The sequence below is a fragment of the Streptomyces sp. NPDC033270 genome (assembly GCF_055576575.1).
Genome location: NZ_JBVIRA010000005.1, coordinates 35,034 through 59,990, shown reverse-complemented (window position 1 = coordinate 59,990; position 24,957 = coordinate 35,034). Strand labels below are relative to the sequence as shown.

23 protein-coding genes are annotated in these 24,957 nt (G+C 71.9%); 9 read left to right on the top strand and 14 right to left on the bottom strand.

The features are described from left to right. Window positions 1-125: 125 nt before the first annotated feature. Together ACZ5XZ_RS10210 and ACZ5XZ_RS10205 are read left to right on the top strand one after the other, a co-directional pair. Window positions 126-911: a DUF4232 domain-containing protein gene (locus ACZ5XZ_RS10210; protein ID WP_468976114.1), complete on the top strand. Its 786-nt coding sequence runs from the start codon at window positions 126-128 to the stop codon at window positions 909-911. Window positions 912-1,044: 133 nt separating this feature from the next. Beyond that, on the top strand, window positions 1,045-1,383 hold the full coding sequence (locus ACZ5XZ_RS10205) for a hypothetical protein (protein ID WP_468976112.1): 339 nt from the start codon (window positions 1,045-1,047) through the stop codon (window positions 1,381-1,383). A 50-nt stretch (window positions 1,384-1,433) separates the two neighbouring features. Here the strand turns inward: ACZ5XZ_RS10205 and ACZ5XZ_RS10200 are convergent, their stop codons facing one another. Next, window positions 1,434-3,275, bottom strand: coding sequence for an NHL domain-containing thioredoxin family protein (locus ACZ5XZ_RS10200; RefSeq protein WP_468976109.1), 1,842 nt, complete (start codon window positions 3,273-3,275; stop codon window positions 1,434-1,436). Window positions 3,276-3,339: 64 nt separating this feature from the next. Here ACZ5XZ_RS10200 and ACZ5XZ_RS10195 point away from each other — a divergent pair, with 64 nt between their 5' ends. Beyond that, complete coding sequence (locus ACZ5XZ_RS10195) at window positions 3,340-3,870, top strand: LURP-one-related/scramblase family protein (protein WP_468976107.1); 531 nt, start codon at window positions 3,340-3,342, stop codon at window positions 3,868-3,870. 152 nt (window positions 3,871-4,022) lie between these two features. Next, window positions 4,023-4,847: a maleylpyruvate isomerase family mycothiol-dependent enzyme gene (locus ACZ5XZ_RS10190; protein WP_468976104.1), complete on the top strand. Its 825-nt coding sequence runs from the start codon at window positions 4,023-4,025 to the stop codon at window positions 4,845-4,847. 69 nt (window positions 4,848-4,916) lie between these two features. On the opposite strand, the gene ACZ5XZ_RS10185 is transcribed toward ACZ5XZ_RS10190, so the two are convergent. From ACZ5XZ_RS10185 to ACZ5XZ_RS10175, 3 genes are all read right to left on the bottom strand, one after another. Then, window positions 4,917-6,170, bottom strand: a complete 1,254-nt coding sequence (locus tag ACZ5XZ_RS10185; protein ID WP_468976603.1) for an MFS transporter — start codon at window positions 6,168-6,170, stop codon at window positions 4,917-4,919. Window positions 6,171-6,268: 98 nt separating this feature from the next. Then, window positions 6,269-6,946, bottom strand: coding sequence for a GntR family transcriptional regulator (locus ACZ5XZ_RS10180; RefSeq protein WP_468976102.1), 678 nt, complete (start codon window positions 6,944-6,946; stop codon window positions 6,269-6,271). Window positions 6,947-7,082: 136 nt separating this feature from the next. Beyond that, the gene (locus ACZ5XZ_RS10175) at window positions 7,083-7,955 is read right to left on the bottom strand and encodes a GNAT family N-acetyltransferase (RefSeq protein WP_468976100.1); all 873 of its coding nucleotides are present in this window, start codon (window positions 7,953-7,955) and stop codon (window positions 7,083-7,085) included. A gap of 208 nt (window positions 7,956-8,163) precedes the next feature. Here ACZ5XZ_RS10175 and ACZ5XZ_RS10170 point away from each other — a divergent pair, with 208 nt between their 5' ends. Further along, complete coding sequence (locus ACZ5XZ_RS10170; protein WP_468976098.1) at window positions 8,164-8,340, top strand: hypothetical protein; 177 nt, start codon at window positions 8,164-8,166, stop codon at window positions 8,338-8,340. Window positions 8,341-8,461: 121 nt separating this feature from the next. On the opposite strand, the gene ACZ5XZ_RS10165 is transcribed toward ACZ5XZ_RS10170, so the two are convergent. Genes ACZ5XZ_RS10165 through pdhA form a run of 3 tightly spaced genes read right to left on the bottom strand, consistent with a single transcriptional unit; the run spans window position 8,462 to window position 12,173 of the window. Beyond that, window positions 8,462-9,949 (bottom strand): dihydrolipoamide acetyltransferase family protein, encoded by a 1,488-nt coding sequence (locus ACZ5XZ_RS10165; protein ID WP_468976095.1) that lies wholly within the window; start codon window positions 9,947-9,949, stop codon window positions 8,462-8,464. A 23-nt stretch (window positions 9,950-9,972) separates the two neighbouring features. Next, window positions 9,973-10,956 carry an alpha-ketoacid dehydrogenase subunit beta gene (locus tag ACZ5XZ_RS10160; RefSeq protein WP_468976092.1) on the bottom strand — a complete coding sequence of 328 codons (984 nt, stop codon included), beginning with the start codon at window positions 10,954-10,956 and terminating at the stop codon, window positions 9,973-9,975. Window positions 10,957-10,958: 2 nt separating this feature from the next. Further along, on the bottom strand, window positions 10,959-12,173 hold the full coding sequence (gene pdhA / locus ACZ5XZ_RS10155) for a pyruvate dehydrogenase (acetyl-transferring) E1 component subunit alpha (protein ID WP_468976089.1): 1,215 nt from the start codon (window positions 12,171-12,173) through the stop codon (window positions 10,959-10,961). 327 nt (window positions 12,174-12,500) lie between these two features. Between pdhA and ACZ5XZ_RS10150 the strand changes: the two genes are divergently transcribed. The 3 genes from ACZ5XZ_RS10150 to ACZ5XZ_RS10140 all read left to right on the top strand — a co-directional run bounded on the left by ACZ5XZ_RS10150 (window position 12,501) and on the right by ACZ5XZ_RS10140 (window position 14,794). Next, window positions 12,501-13,160, top strand: a complete 660-nt coding sequence (locus tag ACZ5XZ_RS10150; protein ID WP_468976086.1) for a response regulator — start codon at window positions 12,501-12,503, stop codon at window positions 13,158-13,160. 118 nt (window positions 13,161-13,278) lie between these two features. Continuing rightward, window positions 13,279-13,698, top strand: a complete 420-nt coding sequence (locus tag ACZ5XZ_RS10145) for a pyridoxamine 5'-phosphate oxidase family protein (protein WP_468976083.1) — start codon at window positions 13,279-13,281, stop codon at window positions 13,696-13,698. Between the two features lie 52 nt (window positions 13,699-13,750). Continuing rightward, window positions 13,751-14,794 (top strand): phosphotransferase, encoded by a 1,044-nt coding sequence (locus tag ACZ5XZ_RS10140; RefSeq protein WP_384424171.1) that lies wholly within the window; start codon window positions 13,751-13,753, stop codon window positions 14,792-14,794. Between the two features lie 17 nt (window positions 14,795-14,811). On the opposite strand, the gene ACZ5XZ_RS10135 is transcribed toward ACZ5XZ_RS10140, so the two are convergent. Beyond that, window positions 14,812-16,428: a protein kinase domain-containing protein gene (locus ACZ5XZ_RS10135; RefSeq protein WP_468976080.1), complete on the bottom strand. Its 1,617-nt coding sequence runs from the start codon at window positions 16,426-16,428 to the stop codon at window positions 14,812-14,814. 320 nt (window positions 16,429-16,748) lie between these two features. On the opposite strand from ACZ5XZ_RS10135, the gene ACZ5XZ_RS10130 reads away from it, so the two are divergent. Further along, the gene (locus ACZ5XZ_RS10130; protein WP_468976078.1) at window positions 16,749-18,413 is read left to right on the top strand and encodes a protein kinase domain-containing protein; all 1,665 of its coding nucleotides are present in this window, start codon (window positions 16,749-16,751) and stop codon (window positions 18,411-18,413) included. An 81-nt stretch (window positions 18,414-18,494) separates the two neighbouring features. Here the strand turns inward: ACZ5XZ_RS10130 and ACZ5XZ_RS10125 are convergent, their stop codons facing one another. From ACZ5XZ_RS10125 to ACZ5XZ_RS10100, 6 genes are all read right to left on the bottom strand, one after another. Further along, the gene (locus ACZ5XZ_RS10125) at window positions 18,495-19,046 is read right to left on the bottom strand and encodes a bacterial proteasome activator family protein (RefSeq protein WP_468976076.1); all 552 of its coding nucleotides are present in this window, start codon (window positions 19,044-19,046) and stop codon (window positions 18,495-18,497) included. A 171-nt stretch (window positions 19,047-19,217) separates the two neighbouring features. Next, the gene (locus ACZ5XZ_RS10120) at window positions 19,218-20,117 is read right to left on the bottom strand and encodes a hypothetical protein (RefSeq protein ID WP_468976074.1); all 900 of its coding nucleotides are present in this window, start codon (window positions 20,115-20,117) and stop codon (window positions 19,218-19,220) included. Window positions 20,118-20,254: 137 nt separating this feature from the next. Next, window positions 20,255-21,232: an NAD(P)H-quinone oxidoreductase gene (locus ACZ5XZ_RS10115; protein ID WP_384484635.1), complete on the bottom strand. Its 978-nt coding sequence runs from the start codon at window positions 21,230-21,232 to the stop codon at window positions 20,255-20,257. A 94-nt stretch (window positions 21,233-21,326) separates the two neighbouring features. After that, the gene (locus ACZ5XZ_RS10110) at window positions 21,327-22,466 is read right to left on the bottom strand and encodes a potassium channel family protein (protein ID WP_468976072.1); all 1,140 of its coding nucleotides are present in this window, start codon (window positions 22,464-22,466) and stop codon (window positions 21,327-21,329) included. Further along, window positions 22,463-24,025, bottom strand: coding sequence for a molybdopterin molybdotransferase MoeA (locus ACZ5XZ_RS10105; RefSeq protein ID WP_468976071.1), 1,563 nt, complete (start codon window positions 24,023-24,025; stop codon window positions 22,463-22,465). Before ACZ5XZ_RS10105 ends, ACZ5XZ_RS10110 begins: the two co-directional genes overlap by 4 nt. After that, window positions 24,022-24,951: a DUF6457 domain-containing protein gene (locus ACZ5XZ_RS10100; protein ID WP_468976068.1), complete on the bottom strand. Its 930-nt coding sequence runs from the start codon at window positions 24,949-24,951 to the stop codon at window positions 24,022-24,024. Before ACZ5XZ_RS10100 ends, ACZ5XZ_RS10105 begins: the two co-directional genes overlap by 4 nt. Window positions 24,952-24,957: the final 6 nt, after the last annotated feature.

The window sequence follows — 24,957 nt, the reverse complement described above, 5'->3', positions numbered from 1 at the left end:
GTGCGCACCCCGCTTCACGTGCGGGGACGTTAGGCGCACGTTAGTGGCACGGCAGCGGCGGACGGCAACCTGGTGGACAGCTCGCAGGACCGACCGCACCAGACCACCGCCGGGGGAGACCGACCATGCGCAGCCAGGACCACCTCAGCAGCCCGCGCTCGTCCCGTGGCGTGGGCCGTCGTACGCTCCGGATCGCCGCGGCCGGCCTGACCGCCGTCGCCGCGCTCACCCTCACCGCCTGCGGTGGCCAGGACAACCCGCTCCAGACCAGCGCGGCCAAGCCGTTCCACCCGGCGCCCGGGACCGCCGAGGCCCCGGCGGCCAAGGCGGGCGAGGAGCCGGCGGCGAAGGGTGACGGCTTCACGCAGGGCGGTGCCCGGCCTGACGGCGGCATCGCGGAGCAGGCGTCCGCGGGGCGCGGCGGCACCGGGGCGGGCGCGGGGACCGGCGGCGCGGGCAGCAGCGGCCACGCCGACAACGTGCGGCACCCCGCCTGCGACGCCGCCGCGGTGCGGATCGTCGCCAGACCGCTCAAGGAGCCGGTCAACCATCTGCTGCTGGTCGCCACCAACACCTCCGGCGCCACCTGCGACCTCTACTTCGCCCCGAACCTGCGGTTCGGCCAGGCGCAGTCGCCGCTCCCCGAGCTGCCGGACAGCAAGCCGCAGGGCCTGGTCGCCCTCGCCCCCGGCGAGTCCGGCTACGCCGGTGTGCTGACCTCCTCCGCCGACGGTTCCGGCCGCGGCGGCCGGACGGTGACCGGCCTGTCCGTCAGCCTTCCGGGCCGCGACGGCAAGGGCAGCATCGGCGGCGCCGCGCGGGTGGCCCTCCCGGGCGGCTCGGTGTACGTCGACGACAGCGCATGGGTGACGTACTGGCAGGCGAACCCGCGCGAGGCGACCGCTTGGTGAGTCGGCTCCACCGAGCCGCCTTCCGGCGAGATCCTCCCCAAGCCAGGGCGCCCGCATCCCCCCAGCGGGCGCCCTTTCACCTGCCCGCTTGTCCCGTCATGTCTCGCACAACGGCCCGGCATATCCCAGGGCGTTGACGTCTCCGCAGGTCACAGCCGCGCTCCGGCCCGGGACATCCCATGGGACGAAGAACCTCCGGCCGGCCGCCACACCCCACCCGCGGATCGAGGTCCCGGCGCGCGGGAACGCCTACGCGAGCATCCCCACCACCAACGCCGCGGACAAGGGCACCAAGCAGAAGCTGGTGAAGATCGGCTTCATGAACGCCACGGAGCCCACCCAGCGCGGTCTGTCGACCACCGTCAACTTCTCGCAGCACGCCAGCCTGCCGTCCGTGGGCAAGACCGCCAAGGTCGGCGACTGGTACCTGTCCGACAAGCTGGCCGAGCTCAAGACCCACACCGGTCACTGACCGGCACGGTCGCCGACCGTGGCGGGGGCCGCGACGGCCCCCGCCGCCGGCTACTCGGCGTCCAGCCCCGCCAGGACGAGCCCCAGCCGGGCCACCCCGTCCTCGGCAACCTCGACCGGAACGCCCCAGTCCTGCTGGTGCACATGGCAGGCGGGGTACTCGATGTCCGGGGCGTCGTCGCAGGACGCCGCCATCGCCGAGACGTGCAGCACACCCTCGGGCACCCCCTCCGCGAGCACCAGATCCCGCGCGAGGTCGGTGCCCGCGCCCGCGCCCTCGGCGAGCAGCTCCGGCGGTGTCGCGCTCACCAGCAGCCGAGTCGAGGGACCGTAACGGGTGTCGAGCTTCTGGCCCGCGGGGGCCTGGAAGACCACCTCCAGCCGCAGCGCGCCCGGGGCGACCGCGGTGGCCGCGCGCTGGGTGCGATGCGCCACCGACTCGACGCGTACCGCCTCCTCCGGCAGCCGCAGCCGGGTCAGCCGGTGCCGCGCCGACTCCACCACGACGATGTCGTCGTCGACGAGGACCGCGGCGGACGGCTCGCGCAGATCCGTCGCCAGCGTCGTGACCTCGCCGCTCGCGGGATCGTAGCGGCGCAGCGCGTGGTTGTAGGTGTCCGCGACGGCGACCGAACCGTCGGGCAGCGCGGTCACGCCCAGCGGATGCTGCAGCAGCGCCTGACCGGCGGCGCCGTCGCGGTGCCCGAAGTCGAACAGGCCGGTGCCGACGGCCGTACGGATGACGTAGCCGGCACCGTCTTCGGCCGGCTCCGCCCAGCGGACCGCGCTGGTCTCCGAGTCCGCGATCCACAGCCGGTCGCCGGCCGCCGCGAGCCCGGACGGCTGGGCGAACCAGGCCTCGGCCGCCGGGCCGTCCACCAGGCCCTCGTTGGTCGTGCCGGCCGCGACCTCGACCGTGCCGGTGGCCGGGTCGTACGTCCACAGCTGGTGCACCCCGGCCATCGCGATCCACAGCCGGTCCTGCCACCAGGCGAGGTCCCAGGGGGAGGAGAGCGCCACCTCTCGGGCCGGTCCCGAGGTCGGTGAGCCCTGCCACCACTGCTTGCCCGTGCCGGCCACGGTCTCCAGCGCACCGGTTGCGGGATCGAAGACGCGGACGGCGTGGTTGACGGTGTCCGCCACGGCCACCCGTCCGTCGGGCAGCAGCGCCAGGCCCTGCGGCTCGTTGAAGGAGTCCGGCGTCAGACCGCGTTCGCCGCTGCCGATCCGGCGCAGCACCCGCTCGCCGTCCGCCGCCAGCTCCACCAGTTGGTGGCGGGTGGTGTCCGAGACCAGGAAGCCGCCGCCGGGCAGCCGCACCGCCTTGCCGGGGAAGCGCAGATCGGTGGCGACCGGCTCCGGCGGCACGTAGGGGCCTCCCTCGTAGCCTTCATGGCCTGGGAGGTACCCCCATCCGCGCCGCAGTGTGCCCTTCGCCTCGTGCTCGGCCTCCAGCTCCTCGACGAGCGTGGCGAGGGCGTGCGCATGGCCCTCACCGGCGTGCTGGGCGACGACATACCCCTCGGGGTCGATCACCACCAGCGTCGGCCAGGCCCGGACCGCGTACTGCTTCCAGGTGGCGAGCTCGGGGTCGTCCAGCACCGGATGCTCGACGCCGTAGCGCTCGACGGCGTCCACCACTGCCTGGTGCTCGGCCTCGTGCACGAACTTCGGGGAGTGCACCCCGATGATCACCATCGTGTCGCGGTGCCGCTCCTCCAGCTCCCGCAGCTCGTCCAGGACATGCAGACAGTTCACACAGCAGAACGTCCAGAAATCCAGGACGACAATGCGTCCTCGCAGGTCGGAGAGGGTCAGTTCGTTGTTTCCGGTGTTCAGCCAGCCGCCCTTGCCGATCAGCTCGGGGGCCCGGACGCGCGCACGTGAAGCCATGTGGACATTCAACGTCACTCCGGTGCCCGCACATTCCGCAGGGGCGCCGGGGAACACCTCAGCCATGCAGCCATCCCCCGGGGCCGAGGCCCCGCGCTCCCGTAAGTACCTCGTACGCGACCGGATCTTCGGCATCGGCGACGACTACTGGATCGAGGACGAGCACGGGCGGCACGCCTTCCTCGTGGACGGCAAGGCACTGCGACTGCGGGAGACCTTCGAGCTGAAGGACCCCGAGCGGCGGGTGCTGATCACCATCCGCAAGAAGATGCTGGCCCTGCGCGACACCATGACGATCGAGCGGGACGACGCGGCGCTGGCCACCATCAGACGCAAGCGGCTCTCGCTCCTGCGCAACCACTACCGCGTCGAGCTGGTGGACGGCACCCAGCTGGACGTCAGCGGCAAGGTCCTGGACCGGGAGTTCGCGATCGAGTACGACGACGAGCTGCTCGCCGAGATCTCGCGGCGCTGGCTGACCGTGCGTGACACGTATGCGGTCAATGTCGTACGGGACGACGCGGATCCGGCGCTGCTGATCGCCATCGCGGTCTGTGTGATCCGGCTGGCGGAGCGGGAGCGCGGGGAGGACTGAGCAGTGGGCGCCGAAACCACGGGCCGCAGCCCTCAACGGCCGTGGCACATCGGCCTACGATGGTCACCCGAAAGCACTGCCGGGGTGCCCGTGCGCAGCGTAACTTAACTGCACAGACAGCATGCCCGCGTACGAACCGTCCGAGGGGTCCCGTGACCGTCCATCCCAGCCTTCAGTCCTCCATCGATGCCTGGACTCACTCCATAGAAGCGATAACCGAGCTGGTGACCCCGCTCGTCGAGGGTGAGTGGAACAGGGCGACGTGCCTCCCAGGGTGGTCCGTTCGCGATGTGGTCTCCCACATCATCGGCCTGGAATGCGAGATGCTGGGCGACCCTCGGCCGATCCACACGCTGCCGCGGGACCTCTACCACGTGCGCAGCGAGTCGGCCCGCCGCATGGAGGTGCAGGTCGACGTCCGCCGGCACCACACCGGGCCGGAGATGGTCAGCGAACTCGAATACACCGTGATCCGCCGGTCCCGGCAGCTGCGCAACGAGTCCCGCCAGCCGGACGCCGTGGTGCGCAGCCCCCTCGGCGAGGAGCGGTCGCTGGAATTCGTGCTCCAGCAGCGCGCGTTCGACGTCTGGGTCCATGAGCAGGACCTGCGCCGGGCGCTCGGCAAGCCCGGCAACCTCGACTCCCCCGGCGCGCATGTCACGCGCGATCTGCTGGTGAAGGTGCTGCCCGGCGTCGTCGCCAAGAGGGCCCAGGCGCCCGCCGATTCGGCGGTGGTCTTCGACGTCAGCGGACCGCTGGAGTTCCTGCGCACGGTCCGCGTCGACGCCGAGGGCAAGGCCACCATCGACGGCAGCGTCTCCCTCGGCCCGACCGTGACGTTCGCCCTGGACTGGGACACCTTCCACCAGCTGGCCTGCGGCCGGGTCCGGTCGGCGGACGTTGCCGAGCAGGTGAAGATCGACGGTGACGATGAGCTGGCCGAGGCGATCCTGAACAACCTCGCGGTCACGCCATAGCGCGGACCGGGAGACGGGCGGGGGCGTGACGGCGGTGACGTTTCACGTGAAACAGCCCCCGCCACCACCTCACGCCGGGACGTGGACCGCCTCGACCCGGCTGACGACCAGCCTTTCGCGCTCGCGCCGCGCCGCGCTGCCGCGCAGCCGGAGGATCTGGCAGACGCCCACCGCCTCCAGGACGAAGATCGAGGCGAGGGCGATCCGGTAGTTGTCACCGGTCGCGTCCAGCAGGACACCGACGGCCAGCAGCGTCGTCATCGACGCGGTGAAGCCGCCCATGTTGACGATGCCGGAGGCGGTGCCCTGGCGCTCGGGCGGGTTGGCGGGCCGGGCGAAGTCGAAACCGATCATCGAAGCCGGACCGCAGGCCCCCAGCACCGCGCACAGCACCATCAGCAGCCACATCGGCGCATGATCGGCCGGCCAGGACAGCACGATCGCCCACATCAGGGCGGTGGCACCGACGGTGCCCAGGGCGAGCGGCATGCGTGCGGCGTGGTGACGGGCGATGACCTGGCCGTAGACCAGTCCCACCGCCATGTTGGAGAGCACCACGAGGGTGAGCAGCTCACCGGCGGTGCCACGGGACAGGCCCTGCGCCTCGACGAGGAACGGCAGACCCCACAGCAGCAGAAACACCATCGCGGGGAACTGGGTGGTGAAGTGCACCCACATGCCCAGCCGGGTGCCCGGCTCCCGCCAGGCGTCCGCGATCTGCCGGCGCACGAACCCGGCGCCGGTGTGCTCGGCGGGCGCCGGCGGCGGTTCGAAGCCCTCCGGGTGGTCCTTGAGGAAGAGCAGCAGCAGGATCAGCACGAGGACACCGCCGGCCGCACTGGCGGCGAACGTCGGGGTCCAACCGAAGGTGTGCAGGAAGCGGGCGAGGACAAGCGTGGAGACCAGGTTGCCCGCCATCCCGACCAGCGCGGCGATCTGCGCAATCATCGGGCCCCGGCGGGCCGGGAACCAGCGGGCGCCCAGCCGCAGCACACTGATGAAGGTCATCGCGTCACCGCAGCCGAGCAGCGCACGCGAGCCCAGCGCCATGGGATACGACGCGGAGAGCGCGAAGCCGAACTGGCCGACGGTGTAGAGCACGACGCCGAGGGTCAGCACCTTCTTGGCGCCGAGCCGGTCGACCATCAGGCCGACGGGAATCTGCATCCCCGCGTACACCAGCAGCTGGAGGATGGAGAACGTCGACAGCGCCGAGGCGTTGATGTGGAAGCGCTCGGCGGCGTCCAGGCCGGCCACGCCGAGGCTCGTGCGGTAGGTGATCGCGACGAAGTAGACCGCGACGCCGATGCCCCAGACCGCCATGGCCTTACGGCCGCCGGGCGGGTCCGGGGGCACCGGACGGACGGGGCCGCCGCCTATGCCGGAGCCGCCGGCGCTCTCCGGTCCGCCGGTGCCGCCGCTCATCGCACGTCTCCCTGTGCGAGGTTGCGGACCCAGCTGACGTGGCGGTGCACGGCGTCGGTCGCGGCGGCCGCGTCACCGGCGCGCAGCGCCTGGAGGATCTCCGCGTGCTCGGCGATGTTCTTGGCGATCCGGTCGGGGTGGGCGTGCATCACCGCGACGCCCATCCGCAGTTGGCGGTCGCGCAGCTGCTCGTAGAGCCGGTCCAGGATCTGGTTGCCGGCGCTGCGCACGATGGCGGCGTGGAAGGCGCGGTCGGTGACGGAGACGGCGGCCAGATCGCCGGCCGCGGCCTGCTCCCGCATCGTCTCCAGCAGCTCGGTCAGCTCACCGAGCAGCGGCGCGCCGGCGGGCACCGCCTTGGCCGCGGCGTGCTTCTCCACCAGCAGCCGGGTCTCGACGACGTCGGCGATCTCCTGCGCGGAGACCGGAAGCACCAGCGCGCCCTTCTTCGGATAGAGCTTGATCAGCCCCTCGACCTCCAGCCGCAGCAGCGCCTCGCGCACCGGTGTGCGCGAGACCCCCACCGCGTCGGCCAGCTCACCTTCGGTGAGCAGCATCCCGCCCTCGTAGCGGCGGTCCAGGACGGCGTCCTTGATGTGCGCATAGACCCGCTCGGCGGCGGGCGGCTGCTTGACGGCGGGCTCGGGGGCGGTGGGTGCGGACGCGGAGGACATGCGCACAGGATAGATACAACAGGTATGCGTCCGGCACCCGGTTCCGCGATGCGGACGATCACAAGGCCATTTGTCCAGGTAGCGGACCTATTGAGCCCTGCTCGACAGCTGGCCGGCCGGGGTGAGCCCGCGTCCGTCAGCCCGGCATCCGCCCCTGCGCGACCAGCCGGTCCACCACCTGCGAGTGGGCGGGAGCACAGCGCTCCCGCGCCTCCCGGCGGTCGAACCAGGCGTACTCAGCGATCTCCCGGCCCGGGACCGGTGCGATGTCCTGGGGCCCTCCGGTGAAACAGGTCATGTGCAGCCGGCGGCCGTTCTTGCCGTGCGCCACGTCGTGGATGACGAACGCCTCCGACAGCTCCTCGACGGGCACCACCAGACCGAGCTCCTCGGAGAGCTCACGCGACAGCGCCTCACGGGCCGTCTCCCCGGGTTCGTACTTGCCGCCCGGGAGGTAGAACGTGTCGTTCCCCCGCGTCCGCACGCTCAGCAGCCGCCCCTCGCGCAGATGCAGCCAGCCCACCGACCGCAGCGGCGCGACCCGCTCCAGGACGATCAGCGGATGGCCGGTCTCCTCGTCCACCCGCCGCCCTCGCTCGGTGAAACCGAGGTGCGCGTAGAAGCGGCGGGCGCGGGCGTTGCCCTCGAAGACCTCCAGGGTCAGCGCACCGTGCCGGGCCGCCGCATGCTCGATCAACTGCCGCCCGGTGCCGCCACCTTGGGCCTCCGGAGCCACGAACAACCCGCCGACCTCGGCGCCGGGCCCCTCCTCCGTGCGCTCCCCGCACCCGTCCGGCAGGAGTCCGAGCAGGCCGATGACGGTGCCGTCACGCTCAGCCACCCAGTTCTCCGCCTGGACGAGGTACACCTCGCGGAGGACCCGGGCCCGTTCGCCCGCGCCCTCCCCCTCGATGAAGGGGTGCGCCTGCCGTGCGGCCCGCGACCACAGATCGGTGGCCACGTCCTGGTCGGAGGCCTGATAGCGCCGGATGATCATGTCGTTGGTCATTTCTCCGACCGTAGACAGCCCGGTCGGCAGCGGCAAACCCATTCCGGCGCCGCGGCCCGCCCGCCTCGGAAGGGGGACCGGAGGGGGACGTAGGGTCCACCTAAAGTCTGACGCGAGTCCGTACCTGGCGCGTACGGATCGGCCCGAATCCCATGGGTGAATGGAGGCATGGAGCCGGGGAGGCTCCGACACTCAAGGGGAGTTGACCATGCAGCCCAGGACGAACGCCGGCCGCCGGACGCGGAACACCGTCGTACTGGCATTGATCGTCGCCAGCCTGTGGGCGGGCTTCACGCTGAGCCGGGGCGCCGCGCACGCCGACGAGTCCGGCCCCACCGGTCCGGTGGCGCACTTCAGCCGCGCCGTGGAGCTCATCCGGGGCTGACCACCCCGGACAACGCCGGAGCGAGCCGCCGAGCCGGCCTCTGGCACCGTTTCACGTGAAACTTGGGCCGGGCGTCGTTTCACGTGAAACGACGCCCGGCCCAGCCGATCCTGCTCCCGGATCACCCCCAGGTGATCAGCCGCTTCGGCCGCTCCAGCACCGCCGCGACATCCGCGAGCAGCTTGGAGCCCAGTTCGCCGTCGATCAGCCGGTGGTCGAAGGACAGCGCGAGCGTGGTGACCTGGCGCGCCGTCACCTTGCCCTTGTGGACCCACGGCTGGAGCTTGACCGCGCCGAAGGCGAGGATCGCCGACTCCCCCGGGTTGAGGATCGGCGTACCGGTGTCGACGCCGAAGACGCCGACGTTGGTGATGGTGACCGTGCCACCGGTCATCGCCGCCGGGGAGGTCTTGCCCTCGCGGGCGGTGGCGACCAGATCGCCGAGTTCCGCGGCGAGTTGGGGAAGCGTCTTGACTCCGGCGTCCTTGATGTTCGGGACGATCAGCCCGCGCGGCGTGGCCGCCGCGATGCCGAGGTTGACGTAGTCCTTGTAGACGATCTCCTGATTCGCCTCGTCCCAGGACGCGTTGACCTCCGGGTGGCGCTTGATGGCGACCAGGAAGGCCTTGGCGACGAGCAGCAGGGGGTTGACCCGCAGCCCCGCCATGTCCGGGTCCTGCTTCAGCTCCTGGACGAGCTTCATCGTGCGGGTCACGTCGACGGTGATGAACTCCGTGACGTGCGGCGCGGTGAAGGCGCTGGCGACCATCGCCTGTGCGGTGGCCTTGCGTACGCCCTTGACCGGTACCCGCCGCTCGCGGGCGGCGGCGTCGACGATGCCGGGCGCGGCCGGGGCGACCGCCGTCGGCGCGGGGACCTCGGCGGGTACCGCCGGCGCCGGGGCCGCTGCCGGGGCGGCGGCCGCGTGCACGTCCTCGCGGGTGATGATGCCGTCCGGCCCGGTCGGTGCGACGGTCGCCAGGTCGATGCCGAGATCCTTGGCGAGCTTGCGCACCGGCGGCTTGGCCAGCGGCCGCCCGGCGGAGACCGCGGGCGCGGCACTCGCGGCCGGAACGGCGGGAGCGGCCGGAGCCACCGGGGCGGCCAGCGGTACCGGAGCGGACCGCCCGTTCAGCTCCGCCTGGAGCCCGGCGGTCGCGGCCGCCGGCTGGGCCGGCACGCCGGGCTGCGGCTTGCGGGCCCGGCGCTTGGTCGAGGACGGCGCGGCGCCGTAGCCGACCAGCACGGCCTGGCGGCCCTGCGGCTCGGCGTCCTCCTCGTCGGGCCCCGCGGCGGCCTGCGCGGCGCCGCCCGCGGCCGGCACCTCGGCGGGTCCGGCTCCGGGGTCGGTGTCCACGGAGATGATGACGGTGCCGACGTCGACGGTGACGCCCTCGCCGAAGCGCAGCTCGTGCACCACGCCGTCGTAGGGGATGGGCAGTTCGACGGCGGCCTTGGCGGTCTCGACCTCACAGACGACCTGGCCGTCGGTGACGGTGTCGCCCACCTGGACGTACCACTTGAGGATCTCGGCCTCGGTGAGCCCCTCGCCCACGTCGGGCATCTTGAACTCGCGGAAGCGCTGTGCGTTGGCGGTACCTGCAGTCATGGTCACGAACTCTCCTCAAACCCTCAGTACGCCAACGCGCGATCGACGGCGTCGAGCACCCGGTCCAGCCCCGGCAGGTACTCGTCCTCCAGCCGGGAGGGCGGGTACGGGGAGTGGAAGCCGCCGACCCGCAGGACCGGCGCCTCCAGGTGGTAGAAGCACCGCTCGGTGATCCGGGCGGCGATCTCCGCGCCGGAGCCGAAGAAGACCGGTGCCTCGTGGACGACGACCAGCCGGCCGGTCTTCTCCACCGACGACTGCACGGTGTCGAAGTCGATCGGGGAGAGCGAGCGCAGGTCGACCACCTCGACGGACTTGCCCTCCTCGGCCGCGACCTTCGCCACGTCCAGGCAGACCTTCACCATCGGGCCGTAGGCGGCCAGGGTGAGGTCCGAGCCGCTCTGGACGATCCGGGCCTTGTGCAGCGGATCGGGGATCGACTCGGTGTCCAGCCGCGACTTGTCGTGGTAGCGGCGCTTGGGCTCGAAGTAGATGACCGGGTCGTCGCCGGCGATGGCCTGCTGGAGCATCCAGTAGGCATCGGAGGAGTTCGAGGGAGAGACGATCTTGAGGCCCGCGACATGCGCGAACAGCGCCTCGGGGGACTCGGAGTGGTGCTCGACCGCGCCGATTCCGCCCGCGTACGGGATGCGGATGACGACCGGCACCTTGACCTTGCCCAGCGCGCGGGCGTGCATCTTCGCGAGCTGGGTGACGATCTGGTCGTAGGCGGGGAAGACGAAGCCGTCGAACTGGATCTCGACGACCGGGCGGTAGCCGCGCAGCGCCAGGCCGATCGCGGTTCCCACGATGCCGGACTCGGCGAGCGGGGTGTCGATGACCCGGTCCTCACCGAAGTCCTTCTGCAGGCCGTCGGTGACGCGGAAGACGCCGCCGAGCTTGCCGACGTCCTCGCCCATGACGAGGACCTTGGGGTCGGCCTCCATGGAGGCCCGGAGCGATTCGTTGATCGCCTTGGCGATGGTGATCTTCTCGAAGACGGCCATGGTCAGTTCCCCTCCGCGACGGCATCGGCGTCGGCGAACGACGCCTGGTACGCGGCGAACTGCGCGCGCTCCTCATCGACGAGCGCGTGCCCGTCGGCATAGACGTTCTCAAAGATCGCCATGTGGCCCGGATCCGGCATGGCGCGTACGGCATCGCGGACCCGCTTGCCCAGGGCCTCGCTCTCCTCCTCGATCGACGCGAGGTAGGCGTCGTCGACCATGCCCTCGGCCTGGAGATACGTCTTCAGCCGGCGGATCGGGTCCTTGGCCTCCCAGGCCGCCCGCTCCTCGTCGGCCCGGTAGCGCGTCGGGTCGTCGGACGTGGTGTGCGCGCCCATGCGGTAGGTGAAGGCCTCGATGAGCATCGGCCCCTGGCCGGTGCGGGCCCGCTCCAGCGCCGCCTTGGTCACCGCCAGACACGCCAGTACGTCATTGCCGTCGACCCGTACGCCGGGGAATCCGAAGCCGCGGGCGCGCTGGTAGAGCGGCACCCGGGTCTGCCTCTCGGTGGGCTCGGAAATCGCCCACTGGTTGTTCTGGCAGAAGAACACGACCGGGGCGTTGTAGACCGCGGAGAAGGTGAAGGATTCCGCGACATCTCCCTGGCTGGAGGCGCCGTCGCCGAAATACGCGATGACCGCGGAATCCGCGCCGTCCTTCTGCACACCCATCGCATAGCCGGTCGCATGCAGCGTCTGCGAACCGATGACGATGGTGTAGAGGTGGAAGTTGTTGCCGTTGGGGTCCCAGCCGCCGTGGTTGACGCCGCGGAACATGCCCAGCAGGTTCGTCGGGTCGACCCCACGGCACCACGCCACACCGTGCTCGCGGTAGGTCGGGAAGACGTAGTCGTCGTCGCGCAGCGCGCGGCCGGAGCCGATCTGGGCGGCCTCCTGGCCCAGCAGCGAGGCCCACAGGCCCAGTTCGCCCTGGCGCTGGAGGGTGGTCGCCTCGGCGTCGAACTTCCGCGTCAGCACCATGTCGCGGTACAGGCCGCGCAGTTCCTCGGGGGACAGGTCGATGGCGTAGTCCGGGTGCTCGACCCGCTCCCCTTCGGGGGTCAGCAGTTGTACGAGCTGATCCTGCTCCGCCTGCTCGGGCCGGCCGGTCGTGCGGGCCTTGGCCGGGGACGCCTTCTTCGCCGGCGCCGCCTTCTTGGCGGTGGTGCGCTTGCTGCTGCGGGCGTTTTTCCGCTGCGCAGTGCCTTCCACGGTCACGTGCTGCTCCTCCGTCTGTCCGGCCCCCGGGGTCCGCCGGTGGCCGTATTGCGGCTCACCCGGTATCCGATACGGCGCACGGGGTGTGTGCGATCGCGGCCGGATCCGGGTGGAACAAAGCTCCCGGAAGGTGGCCTGCTCATTGCACGTTACCCATTGTCAAAGCCGAAGTGGAAACGGCGCTGACCTGCGATTTTGCTTGGATTTCCAAGTAAATCGCGAAGGCTTGGAACAACTCCTGGTCACAGCGTTGCAGGCCGCCGGGACAACGGCACGTTATATCGGTGACCTGGAGCACGGGAAGACTTGATGTGTGAGACTGGCTCGGTGAGCGAAGACGGAAAAATCACGGTATTCCTGCTCGACGACCATGAGGTCGTCCGGCGCGGTGTCCACGAAATGCTCGCGACCGAGGCGGACATCGAGGTGGTCGGCGAGGCCGGCACCGCCGCAGACGCCCTGGTCAGGATCCCTGCGACGCGTCCCGACGTGGCGGTGCTCGACGTCCGGCTGCCGGACGGAAGCGGTGTCGAGGTCTGCCGCGAGATCCGCTCGCAGAACGAGGACATCAAATGCCTGATGCTCACCTCGTTCGCTGATGACGAGGCCCTTTTCGATGCGATCATGGCCGGTGCGGCCGGATATGTCCTCAAGGCCATTCGGGGCAATGAACTGCTCTCCGCGGTACGCGACGTGGCGGCCGGCAAGTCGCTGCTCGACCCCGTGGCCACCGCCCGTGTCCTGGAGCGGCTGCGCGACGGCGGCGCCGCCAAGGGCGACGACAGGCTGGCGAACCTCACCGAACAGGAGCGCAGGATCCTCGACCTGATCGGCGAGGGGCTGACCAACCGCGCGATCGGCGAGCGGCTCCATCTCGCCGAGAAGACGATCAAGAACTATGTCTCCAGCCTGCTGTCCAAGCTCGGCATGGAGCGCCGCTCCCAGGCTGCCGCCTATGTCGCGCGGAGGCAGGCGGAGCGGCACTGACCCGGCGGGGGCGCCCCGCCGGCACCCGCCCGGCTCATGGCGGTTCGGGACCATCGTCCCGTTTCCTCGGGCTGCTGGGCCCTACTGGCCGGCCCGGCCCGAACGGCAAGGTGGTGACATGCCCACCGACACCTTCCGTGCCATCGAGCTGCTGGGCCGCACCCCCTACGGGCGGGTCTCGGCCAGTCGGCGGGCGCTGCCCTTCACCACCGTCACCCGGCATCTCGTCCTCGACGACGGACGCCTGATGCTGCGGCTGCACCGCGGCTACGACTACCACCAGGCGCTGGACGGCAGCGTGGTCGCGTACGAGGCCGACAACATCAACAGCGGTGCGCCGGACACCTGGTCGGTCCAGTTCACCGGCACCGCCCGAGTCGTCGACCCCACCCCCGCCGAACGCGCGCTCTTCGGCCCCACGCCCCGACTGGCCGACGGCGTGCCCTTCGACCCGGTCTTCCTGCGCATCGAGCCGGAGTTCGTGACCCTGCACCACCTCACCGATGTGCCCGCCTTCCGGCACGCGCACTCTGCGTAAGGCTTTCCCGCACAGCCACTCAGACGGGTGCACTTGATCTAACATCTGGCGCGTGCTGCGCTCATCTGTAGTCCGGCCGGCGGCGACGCCCGCCAGAGACACCCTCGGATCCCTGCTCCGCCACTACACCGGCGCCGGCGCGCCGCTGTCCTGCGAGCCCGTCGCCGAAGGCCTGCTCAACCACGGCTACTTCCTCGCCACCACCGGCGGCCGCTACTTCCTCAAGCACCACCTCGACGGCGACCAGGCCGCCATCAACCGCCAGCACCGCGCCACCCGCCGGCTCGCCGCGCTCGGCCTGCCGGTCGCCCCGCCCGTCGCCGACGCGGACGGCCGCACGGTCACCGTCCTCGACGGCCGCTGCTACGCCCTGCACCCCTGGGTCGAGGGCCGGCACCTCGACGGCGCCGCGCTGACCTGCGGCCAGTCCCGCCGGCTCGGCGCCCTGCTCGGGCTCGTCCACACCGCGCTGGAGCAGGTCATGGCGGACGAACCGCACCCCGCGCGGCCGCCCTGCGCGGACGCCGGGGCCGACCCCGCGCGGACCTTCGAGATGATCGACGAACTGCTGGCCCTGGCCCGCGGCGCCCGCCCGCGCACCAGCTTCGACGAACTCGCCGAGCACCGCCTGTTGGAACGCCGGGCGCTGCTGGAGCGGCAGGCGCACCGCCGCCCGGCCCCCGGCGCGGAACCCGCCGCCGGCTGGGTGCACGGCGACTTCCACCCGCTCAATGTGCTCTACCGCGGCCCGGAACCGACCGCGATCGTCGACTGGGACCGGCTGAGCGTCCAGCCGCGCGCCGAGGAGGCGGTACGCGCCGCCGCGATCTTCTTCGTACGCCCCTGCGGCACGCTGGACCTGGCCAAGGTCGCGGCGTACGCGGGCGCATACCGCAGCGCCTGCGGGGCCGACGCCGACGAGCTGGCCGCGGCCGTCCACCGGGTGTGGTGGGAGCGGCTGAACGACTTCTGGATGCTCACCTGGCGCTACCAGCTCGGCGACCGCCGCACCGACCCACAGTTCCCGGCGGCGGCCGCACTGGCCGTGTGGTGGACCCGCGAATACCGCGCCGTACGGGACGCGTTCACCCGCTGAGCGGGCGACGGGGCAGGTCAGCCGGTCGTACCGAGCGTGGCGCCGCCGTCCGTGCCGCTGCCGGCGGTGGTCCCGCTGTCCGTGCCGGTGGTCGTCCCCCCGTCGGTGGTGCCACCGTCCGCGGTGCCGCCGTCGGTGGTGCCACCGTCCGCGGTCCCGCCGTCCGTGGTCCCGCCGGTGGTGTCGGTGGGCGGCTCGGTCGTGGGCTCGTCGGTCGTCGGCGGCGCCGTGGTGGGCTCCTCCGTCGTCGGGGCCGTGGTCGGCTCCTGCGTCTCCGGCTGGGTGTACGTACCGCCGTCGCCGCCGGTGCCACCGGGCTCGGTCTGCGGGGTGGACGGCTCGTCCGTCGGCGGCTCGGTCGTCTCCTCGTCCTTCGACGGCGACGGCGACTGCGTGGTGGGGGTGTGGTGCTTGGAGTCCGGCTCCTTGGTGTTCTGCAGCGCGAAGGCCACGCCCACCGCGATGGCGATCACCGCGAGCGCCGCGATCAGCCAGACCTTGCCGCGGCCGCCCTTGGCCGGCCGGTGCCCGCCCTCGAAACCGCCGTCGTCCTCGCGCATACGGGACGACAGGATCGGCTGGGCCGTGGTCTGCCCGGCGTCGGGGTGCGGCAGCGCGGTGGTGGCGGCGGTGCCCATGGACGGGCTGTGACCGCCCTCGTGCAGCGCGACCGGGCCGGTGTTCCAGGTACCGGTGTGCCCGCCCTGCTCCTGCAGCATCTGCAGCGAGTACTGGACCAGGCCGCGCATCTCCTCGGCGGTCTGGAACCGGTCGTCGGGGTCCTTGGCCAGCGAGCGCATGACCAGGCCGTCCAGCTCCGGCGGCACCGCGTCGGCCACCTCGGAGGCCGGTACCGGCATGTCCTGGACGTGCTGGTAGACCACCGAAAGCGGGGTCTCGCCGGTGAACGGCGGCCGCAGCGTGAGGAGTTCGTAGAGCAGGCAGCCGGTGGCGTAGAGGTCGGAGCGGGTGTCGACGGTCTTGCCGAGGGCCTGCTCCGGGGAGAGGTACTGGGGCGTACCCATGACCATGCCGGTCTGGGTCATCGTGGACTGGGCGCCGTGCAGGGCCCGGGCGATGCCGAAGTCCATGACCTTCACGGCGCCGCTGTTCGTGATGATCACGTTGGCGGGCTTGATGTCACGGTGCACGATGCCGTGCTGGTGGCTGTAGGCCAGCGCCTCCAGCACCCCGGAGACGATGATCAGCGCCTGGTCCGGCGGCGGGGCGTCGGCGTTGAGCAGCAGATCGCGGATGGTGCGGCCCTCGACCAGCTCCATCACGATGTACGGCACGGTGTTGCCGCCGACCAGGTCCTCGCCGGAGTCGTAGACCGCCACCACCGCGTGGTGGTTCAGCCCGGCCACGGACTGTGCCTCACGCGTGAAACGGGCCTTGGACACCGGGTCCTCTGCGAGGTCGGCGCGCAGCAGCTTCACGGCGACGGTCCGGCCGAGACGTACGTCCTCGGCCGCGAACACCTCTGCCATGCCGCCGCGACCCAGCCGTCGCGTGAGCCGGTAGCGGCCGTCGCCGACCAGCCCGCCGTTGCCCCACATCTCCGGTGCGTCGGGGATATTGGAGCCGGTGGCCTCAGGGTCGGACGGGCCCTGGGGGCTCTGCGTCGGTGCCATCGGTCCTCGCCGTCGAATCGATCCGCATGAGAGCGGTAAGGTCATCGGTCTTCGCTAGAGCACGCTACAGGCTCCGCGGCACCCGCCGGTCCGCCGTGGACCGGCCATCAAACCTGCCGAATGCCTGAAATCGCAAGTTCACCCGAGGTCACCGAGGGTGCAAACGTCTCACCGCCGTGACGGGATCTTGCACATCTGGTCACGGAACGGGCACACGGCTTGACGTGTCCGGGGCCTGGGGCAGACTTGGCTGCGGAATTCCAGATTTTGATCGCTACACGTGCGGGTAGTGGGCCGTGCGCCTAGGGGGAAGCGGAACGATGAGCCAGGACGGCGCTCAGGGCCAATTCGAGGGCCGTTCGGTCGGCGGAGGACGTTACCAGCTTCGTGATCTTCTCGGGGCCGGCGGAATGGCATCCGTGCACCTCGCACATGACACGGTGCTCGACCGCGACGTCGCGATCAAGACCCTGCACACCGAGCTCGGTCGCGAGCAGGCCTTCCGCGAGCGCTTCCGCCGCGAGGCGCAGTCCGTGGCGAAGCTCACGCACACCAATATCGTCTCGGTCTTCGACTCCGGTGAGGACGAGCTCGACGGCGCCATGGTGCCGTACATCGTCATGGAGTACGTCGCGGGCCAGCCGCTGCGCTCCGATCTGGACTCCGACATCGCCCAGCATGGCGCGATGCCGACGGAAAAAGCCCTGAAGATCACTGCCGATGTGCTGGCGGCGCTCGAGGTCAGCCACGAGATGGGCCTGGTCCACCGCGACATCAAGCCCGGCAACGTGATGCTGAACAAGCGGGGCGTCGTCAAGGTCATGGACTTCGGCATCGCCCGCGCCATGCAGTCCGGCGTGACGTCCATGACGCAGACCGGCATGGTCGTCGGCACCCCGCAGTACCTGTCGCCCGAGCAGGCCCTGGGCCGCGGCGTGGACGCCCGCTCCGACCTCTACTCCGTCGGCATCATGCTCTTCGAGCTGCTGACCGGCCAGCTGCCGTTCGACGCGGACTCCCCGCTGGCCATCGCCTACGCCCATGTCCAGGAAGAGCCGCCGGTCCCGTCGAGCATCAACCGCTCGCTGCCGCCGGCCGTGGACGCGCTGGTCGCCCGGGCGCTGAAGAAGAACCCCAACGAACGCTTCCCCACCGCCGAGGCGATGCGGGACGAGTGCTTGCGGATCGCCGGGTCCGGGCAGTCCGGCGCGACGCCGCTGATCATCGGCGAGGGCCCGCGGGCGCGCACCAGCGGCTCGTCGGTGTCCTCCGCGGTGTTCCCCACGGCGTCCGGCAATCCCCACACCCCGGTGCCGCCGAGCGTCCAGCAGCCCTACCAGCCGACGCAGGCGGCCGGCTTCGGACCGTCGACGCCCCCGCCGGCGCCGAACAACGCCTACCCGACCCCGGCGCCCGGCCCCGCCCCGGCACCGTTCAACGCCGGCGGCTTCCAGGCCCCGCCGCCCTACACCCCGCCGCCCGTGACGGCCTCGATGCCGACGGCCGGCAACCCCGCCAACCGGAAGAACAACACCCCGGTGATCGTGGTCTCGGCGATCGTCGGTGTGATCGTGGTCACCGCGATAGCGATCGGCATCGGTCTGAGCGCCGGCTCCAGCGACGACAACGGCGGTGACTCCCCGACGTCGACCTACACGCCGTACTCGTACACCCCCTCGCCCAGCGAGAGCGTCCGGCCCGAGGACAAGACGGCGACGATCCTGACGTCCCAGTGCACCAGCCCGACCAAGAGCTACTCGGACAAGAACAAGATCCTCATCCCCTCGTTCCGCTTCAAGAACCTGGACTCGGTGAAGAAGTGCATCGAGGCCGCCGGCTGGAAGTGGAAGATCGTCGGGCAGGAGGACAGCTCGATCTGGGGCAAGAACACCGTCACGCAGCAGAAGCCGGACGCCATCAGCTGGTGGTACCCCAGCAAGGACGACACCATCGAGCTGACCATCTCGACCGGTCGCAGCGGCTGACGCCACGGGGCTCACGGCCCGCGGACAGACACACCGAAGGGGCCGGCACGCGGACTGCGTGCCGGCCCCTTCGGCCGTTGATCAGAGGTACGGGCCCGAGCGGGCGCCGCCGTGACCAGGCTTGCCGTCCTCGCCCTCCAGAGGAGCGACACCGGGCGGCAGCGCACGGCGCATCTGCTCCAGCTGCGCACGGGCCGCCATCTGCTGGGCGAACAGTGCGGTCTGAATGCCGTGGAAGAGGCCCTCCAGCCAACCCACCAGCTGAGCCTGGGCGATGCGCAGCTCCGCCTCCGTCGGCACCGACTCATCGGTGAACGGCAGCGACAGCCGCTCCAGCTCCTCGACCAGCTCGGGCGCCAGCCCGTCCTCCAGCTCCTTGACCGAGCTGGCGTGGATCTCCTTGAGCCGGACCCGGCTGGCCTCGTCCAGAGGAGCGGCCTTCACCTCCTCCAGCAGCTGCTTGATCATGCTGCCGATGCGCATGACCTTCGCCGGCTGTTCGACCATGTCCGTCACCGGGACCTCGCGGGGCTCCTCGCCGTCGGAGCCGGCAGCGCCGAGGGCCATGCCGTCCGGGCCGACAACCAGGACGTGCGGGTTCTCCTGCGACCGTTCGTTCATCGGCATATCCATGCCGCCATTCTCTCGTACGGAGGCTTATGAACGGTGGTGCCCCCGGGAGAAGGTGATCCACCACTCCGAACGATTCCGGCAGCCGCTGTTTCACGTGAAACCACGGATTTCCCGCCGTTTCACGTGAAACGTTCCGAAGGAGCGCTCTGTTTCACGTGAAACGGAGCAAGATCAGCGCCGGCGCAGGCGCAGGCCGAGAAAGGCCAGGCCCAGGCCGGTCAGCGCAAGGCCGGCGCCCATCGGGAGAACCCGCTCGACCGGTGCCTGCGGGGCCTCCAGCGCGTACGGGCTCGCCGTCGCGCCCGACTCGTCATCCGTACTTCCCGGCATGGGGGTCCCGTTCTTCTGCCGGGCGGTCGGCTTGGGGTGCGGCGAGAACGCCTCGTAACGGCGCTCGCTCGGCCGCTCCGGGGCCTTGTGCCGCGGGGGCGAGGGCCGGGCCGAGGGGGAGCCGGCACGGGGTTCGGACGCCGCACGCGTACGGCGCTTCGGCGACGGAGCGTGCCGGCCGGGGCGGGCGTGGGCTCGGTCACTGCTCCGCGGGCCCGCCGGTCGGGCGGACCGGTGGCCGCCGGAGCGCGGGGACTCTTCGTCGCCGCGGAAGGGGGCGAAGCGCGGCAGGTCCGGTACCGCGAAACCGGGCCCGAACGGGTGATGCAGGTAGTGTCGCCACCGTCCGTACCCGAAGTGGTGGTGCGACGGCAGGTGCGGGATCGCCGCCAGGAAGTCCGGCAGACGGGGGAAGTCGTCCGGCAGCTCGGGAAAGCGCATCGCGGCCCCCGGGTGCCCGGCGTGGCCACGGCTCGCTCCGCTTCTCCCGTGGGACAACGAGAGATCGCTCAGGTGGTCGCCGGGCGCGAAATCCTCGGGTCCGAAGTCCTCGGGGCCGAGCATTTCGGATACGTAGTCGTCGGGCAGATCGCCCGGGTGGGCGAGCTTCGGGGGGTGGTCGGCCGGTGTGGCCTGCCGGTCCGAGGCCGCCGCGGGGGTGGTCCCCGCCGGGACGGGCAGGACGACGGCGGCGACCAACAGACCGGTGGCGATGCGCGATCGGAAACCTGGAGCGACCACAGTGCCCCTCCCGTGCCGAGCCGTCGGGTGACCTGCCCAGCGTCACATGTGATCAGATTCACGGCATCTCGAGACTGTCTGCGGGGGGAGCCGCCGCCGTGCGGGAGGGGCGGGCGCAGGCGGCGGGCGGCGACGGCTCAGACCGTCAGCACGACCTTCCCCACGTGCACGCTCGCGTCCACGACGCGGTGCGCCTCGGCGGCCTCCGCCATCGGAAGCGTCCGGTCCACGATCGCGCGGACCTGGCCATTGCCGATCAGCGGCCAGACATGCTCCCGCACGGCGGCGACGATGGCCGCCTTCTCGTTCAGCGGGCGGGCCCGCAGTCCGGCGCCGGTGATCGCGGCGCGCTTGGCCATCAGTGCGGCGAGATTCAGCTCCGCCTTCACCCCGCCCTGCAGCCCGATGATCGCCAGTCGTCCGCTGACGGCCAGCGCCTTGACGTTCCGCTGCAGATACTTCGCGCCGATGATGTCGAGGATGACGTCCGCGCCCTTGCCGTCGGTGGCCTTGCGGATCTCCTGGACGAAGTCCTGCTCGCGGTAGTCGATGAGGATGTCCGCGCCCAGCTCGGCGCAGCGGGCGAGCTTCTCGGGGCCGCCGGCGGTGACCGCCACCCGCGCGCCGACCGCCTTGGCGAGCTGGATCGCCATCGTGCCGATGCCGCTGGCGCCGCCATGGACCAGCAGCGTCTCACCGGGCCGCAGGTGGGCGATCATGAAGACGTTCGACCAGACCGTGCAGGTCACCTCGGGCAGCGCGGCGGCGGTGACCAGGTCCAGGCCGGTCGGCAGCGGCAGTACCTGGCCGGCCGGTACGGCGACCTTCTCCGCGTAGCCGCCGCCCGCCAGCAGCGCGCACACCTCGTCGCCGACGGCCCAGCCGTGCACGCCGGGGCCGATCGCGACGATCCGCCCCGAGCACTCCAGCCCGGGGTACGGGGAGGAGCCGGGTGGCGGGTCGTAGAAGCCCTGACGCTGCAGCAGATCGGCGCGGTTCACGGCGCTGGCCGCGACCTCGATCAGGACCTCGCCCTCGGCGGGCAGCGGATCGGGCACTTCCGCCCAGACAAGTGCTTCGGGGCCACCGGGCTCCGGGATAGTGATCGCTCGCATGGGCGCGAGGCTACTCGCCGTCCGCGCGCGGAGCGACGGTGCGGGGGCCGCCGGCTACCGCCGGGGCGGCCTCCCACCCGCCCACGGAGTCCGGTTATTCATCCACCCGGCGCATCGGGGAGACGCTGGTACCGGGGAGCGTCGGCTTCATGGTCTGCTTGCCGGGCAGGTCCGGCTCCTCCGTCGGCGCCGCGCGGACGATGGTGATCAGGCGGTCCGTGCTCTGCAGCGGGCTCGCCTCCGGATCGTCGTATCCCAGGAGCCGGTGGCCGCGCAGCACGGACACGACCAGGTCGTCGGTCTCCCGTACCGACTTGCCGACCTCGGCCTTCACCACGGGGCGTTCGACCAGGTCCAGGCCGCTGCCCTGCTGGATCAGGTCCTCCATGACGGTGCCCGCGCTGGGGCTGTGGACGGACAGGCCCAGCAGCCGGCCGGCCGCGCTGGCCGAGGTGATCACGGCGTCGGCGCCGGACTGGCGCAGCAGCGGGGCGTTCTCCTCCTCCCGCACCGCCGCGACGATATTGGCCTTCTTGTTGAGCTGACGCGCGGTCAAGGACACCAGCACGGCGGTGTCATCGCGCTGGGTGGCGATGACGACCTGGTGCGCGCGCTGGATCTCGGCCCGCATCAGCACATCGCTGCGGGTCGCGTCGCCGACCACCCCGGCGAAGCCCTCGGCCACCGCCGCCTCGATCACCTTGGAGCTGGGGTCGACGATGACGATGCGGTCGCGGCTCAGCCCCGTCGCACGGAGGGTCTGGACGGCGGAGCGGCCCTTGGTCCCGAAGCCGACGATGACGGTGTGGTCGCGCAAGGTGTTTCTCCAGCGTTTCAATTGCCACTGCTCGCGGGTGCGCTCGGTCAGCACCTCCAGTGTGGTGCCGACGAGGATGATCAGGAAGATCACCCGCAGCGGCGTGATGAGCAGGATGTTCAGCAGCCGCGCGCTGTCGCCGTACGGGACGATGTCGCCGTAGCCCGTGGTGGAGAGCGTGACGGTCGCGTAGTAGAAGCAGTCGAGCAGATCGACCGTGCCGTTGGCGTTGTCGTGGTACTCCGCGCGGTCCATCCAGACGATGAAGACCGTCGCGAGCAGGACGACCAGCGCCATCAGCAGACGGCGGGCGACCTGCCGCAGCGGCGCCTTGGGGGCGCGGCGCGGCAGCACCACCCGATGGGAGCGGTCCTCGGGCACCTCGCGCGCCGCGGCGTCGTGGGACGGCAGCTTCACGCGGTGCCTCCAGTGGGTTCGTGCGGGGCGCCGAGGTCGGTCCGGTCCGTCGTCGAGTCGGCCGACCAGTCCGTCGACCAGGGAAGTTCCAGCAGTCCGAGTTCGCTGCCGGACTCCGCGCCACCGGGTGGGACGACGGCCAGCGCCTCGGCGGCGGCGATCCCGCGCAGCATGGCGGGGCCGTGGAAACGCAGCGGCTCCACCAGCAGGCCCCGGTGTGCGTCGTCGCGGTAGACGACCGGAACGAGGCGGGTGTCCCGCGGATGCCCCTGGACGGCGGCGCTCACCGGCGTACGGTACGTGGCCGCCGGCCGGCGGCCGGAGAGCGTCCGCAGCAGCGGCTCGGCGAGCGTGCACAGACCGGAGACGGCGGCCAGGGGGTTGCCGGGCAGGCCGACGAGGTGCCGCCGCGGGGCGAGCCGGGCGAGCAGCATGGGGTGGCCGGGGCGTACCGCCACGCCGTCCACCAGCAGCTCGGCGCCCAGGCCGCGCAGCGCGGGGTGCAGATGGTCGACCGGGCCGGACGCGGTGCCGCCGGTGGTGATCACCACATCGGCGGTGGACTCGGCGATGGCCGCGGACAGCGCGTCGGCGTCATCGGCGAGATGGCGCGGCGCGGCCGCCTCGACGCCCAGCGCACGCAGCCAGGGGGCGAGCATCGGGCCGAGCGCGTCCCGGATCCGGCCCTCCCGGGGCAGTCCGCTCTCCAGCAACTCATCACCCAGGACGAGGACTTCGGCCCGGGGCCGGGGGTAGGTGGTCAGTTCGTCGTAGCCGGCGGCCGCGGCCAGGCCGAGGACGGCCGGGGTGACCAGGGCCCCGGCGGGCAGGAGTTGGTCGCCGCGGCGGCACTCCTGGCCTCGGGGGCGGATGTCCTGGCCGGGCGGCGCGGGCCGGGGCGCGTACAGCCGCAGCCCGCCGTCGCCCAGCCGGCGGACCTCGCCGTGCTCGCTGCGCAGCACCGCGGTGGCGCCGGCCGGGATGCGCGCGCCGGTCGCGATCGGGATGGCATGGCCGTCGGGAAGCGCCTCGATGGGGGCATGACCTGCGAGGATTCCGTGATGCGAGCCGGTTGAGGCCTCGTCGGCGGGGTGGTCGACGCGCCAGGGCCCGGGGCCGGAGACCGCCCAGCCGTCCATCGCCGAGGTGTCGAACGACGGCAGATCGGTGAGCGCGGCCAGCGGCGCGGCGAGCGTACGGCCCAGCGCGGCGCCGAGCGCCGTCGTGGTGGGCGGGAGCGGGCCGGACACGGCGTGCGCGGCGATCCGGCGGGCGGTGTCCCAGGGCAGGTCGCCCGGTGTACGTCGGGGTGCCGGCTCCTCGGGGCCGGCCGGACCGCGGTGGTGGTCTCCGCCGGTGCCGCGCCCCTTGGCGGCGGATGCGCGGGCGTCGTCGGGCGGGGTGCCCGCGCCGTCGCCGGTGGCCCGTGCGTTCGCCGCCCCCGCTGCGCGGACGCCGTTGACCAGCGCGAGCGCATCGTCGAACGGGTCGCCGTGCCCGCCTCCGGCCTGCGCGCGCAGCACGCCGCCGGGCTCCGCGCCGCCCTCCACGTCGGTCATTCGGCGGGCTTCGCTTCGCTCCCCGCGGCGCCGCCGGACCCGGCAGCGCCTCCGGACCGCTCGGTCTCCGCCGCCCAGCGGCCGGCCAGCGCGGCGGCCCGGTCGGACAGCTCCTTCACATCCCGGCCCTGCCGGCCCGCGGCATAACCGATCAGGAAGGTCGTCAGCGGCGCAGCCGGGCGGGCCACGCCATGTGCGGCGTCCCGAGCGAGGTCGAGAAGCGCCGCCGTGTCGACATCGAGCTCGATGCCCAGTTCGGCCTTGACTGCGGTGATCCATTCGTCCAACACGTGTCCATGCTCCCTGATGCGGGCGCGTGCCGCGCTGACGTCTTCCCAGGTGTCGCAGTCGAAGGAGGCCGTGGAGGTGGCGTCGGGGACCCGCGCCAGCGTCAGCCGGCCGACCACGGCGCGCAGCGGCAGACCGGCCAGGGTGCCGTGCTCGGCCCGTACCCGCGCCAGCTCACGGCGCAGCGACGCGGCCCGGTAGGCGGCCACCAGCGGCTGGTCCCGCCCGGTGGTGTCCTTGAGCATCGCTCCGTCAGGGGGCGCGACGGCGCCGTCCGGCCCGCCGCCGCCCGCCGTGCGCGTCGCCGCCGCCAGGAGGCCGCGTACGGTCGCGGCGGTCAGGAACGGCAGATCGGCGGAGAGGACGACCACCGTCGGAGCGGTGGTGTGCCGCAGGCCGGCGTCCAGCGCGGCGAGCGGGCCGCCGCCCGGCGGGTCCTCCAGGGCCCGGACCACGGCGCGGGCGGTCGGGCGGCCGGGGCCGACGACGACCGTGATCGCCGCATCGGGGCAGGCGGCGATCACCCGGTCCAGGAGGGGGCGGCCGCCGACGGACAGGGCGGGTTTGTCCGCCCCGCCGAGCCGCCGGGCCGCGCCTCCGGCCAGGACGATGGCGTCGTGGTCGGTGTGGTCGCTCACCCCCTG

Coding starts and splice junctions, on each gene's coding strand:
- ACZ5XZ_RS10160 (WP_468976092.1), bottom strand. CDS start 10,956: ATGGCCGTCTTCGAGAAGATCACCATCGCCAAGGCGATCAACGAATCG.
- ACZ5XZ_RS10175 (WP_468976100.1), bottom strand. CDS start 7,955: ATGACCAACGACATGATCATCCGGCGCTATCAGGCCTCCGACCAGGAC.
- ACZ5XZ_RS10135 (WP_468976080.1), bottom strand. CDS start 16,428: ATGGCACCGACGCAGAGCCCCCAGGGCCCGTCCGACCCTGAGGCCACC.
- ACZ5XZ_RS10195 (WP_468976107.1), top strand. CDS start 3,340: ATGCAGCCATCCCCCGGGGCCGAGGCCCCGCGCTCCCGTAAGTACCTC.
- ACZ5XZ_RS10145 (WP_468976083.1), top strand. CDS start 13,279: ATGCCCACCGACACCTTCCGTGCCATCGAGCTGCTGGGCCGCACCCCC.
- ACZ5XZ_RS10180 (WP_468976102.1), bottom strand. CDS start 6,946: ATGTCCTCCGCGTCCGCACCCACCGCCCCCGAGCCCGCCGTCAAGCAG.
- ACZ5XZ_RS10130 (WP_468976078.1), top strand. CDS start 16,749: ATGAGCCAGGACGGCGCTCAGGGCCAATTCGAGGGCCGTTCGGTCGGC.
- ACZ5XZ_RS10125 (WP_468976076.1), bottom strand. CDS start 19,046: ATGGATATGCCGATGAACGAACGGTCGCAGGAGAACCCGCACGTCCTG.
- ACZ5XZ_RS10165 (WP_468976095.1), bottom strand. CDS start 9,949: ATGACTGCAGGTACCGCCAACGCACAGCGCTTCCGCGAGTTCAAGATG.
- ACZ5XZ_RS10170 (WP_468976098.1), top strand. CDS start 8,164: ATGCAGCCCAGGACGAACGCCGGCCGCCGGACGCGGAACACCGTCGTA.
- ACZ5XZ_RS10105 (WP_468976071.1), bottom strand. CDS start 24,025: ATGACCGACGTGGAGGGCGGCGCGGAGCCCGGCGGCGTGCTGCGCGCG.
- ACZ5XZ_RS10210 (WP_468976114.1), top strand. CDS start 126: ATGCGCAGCCAGGACCACCTCAGCAGCCCGCGCTCGTCCCGTGGCGTG.
- ACZ5XZ_RS10185 (WP_468976603.1), bottom strand. CDS start 6,170: ATGGCGGTCTGGGGCATCGGCGTCGCGGTCTACTTCGTCGCGATCACC.
- ACZ5XZ_RS10200 (WP_468976109.1), bottom strand. CDS start 3,275: ATGGCTTCACGTGCGCGCGTCCGGGCCCCCGAGCTGATCGGCAAGGGC.
- ACZ5XZ_RS10115 (WP_384484635.1), bottom strand. CDS start 21,232: ATGCGAGCGATCACTATCCCGGAGCCCGGTGGCCCCGAAGCACTTGTC.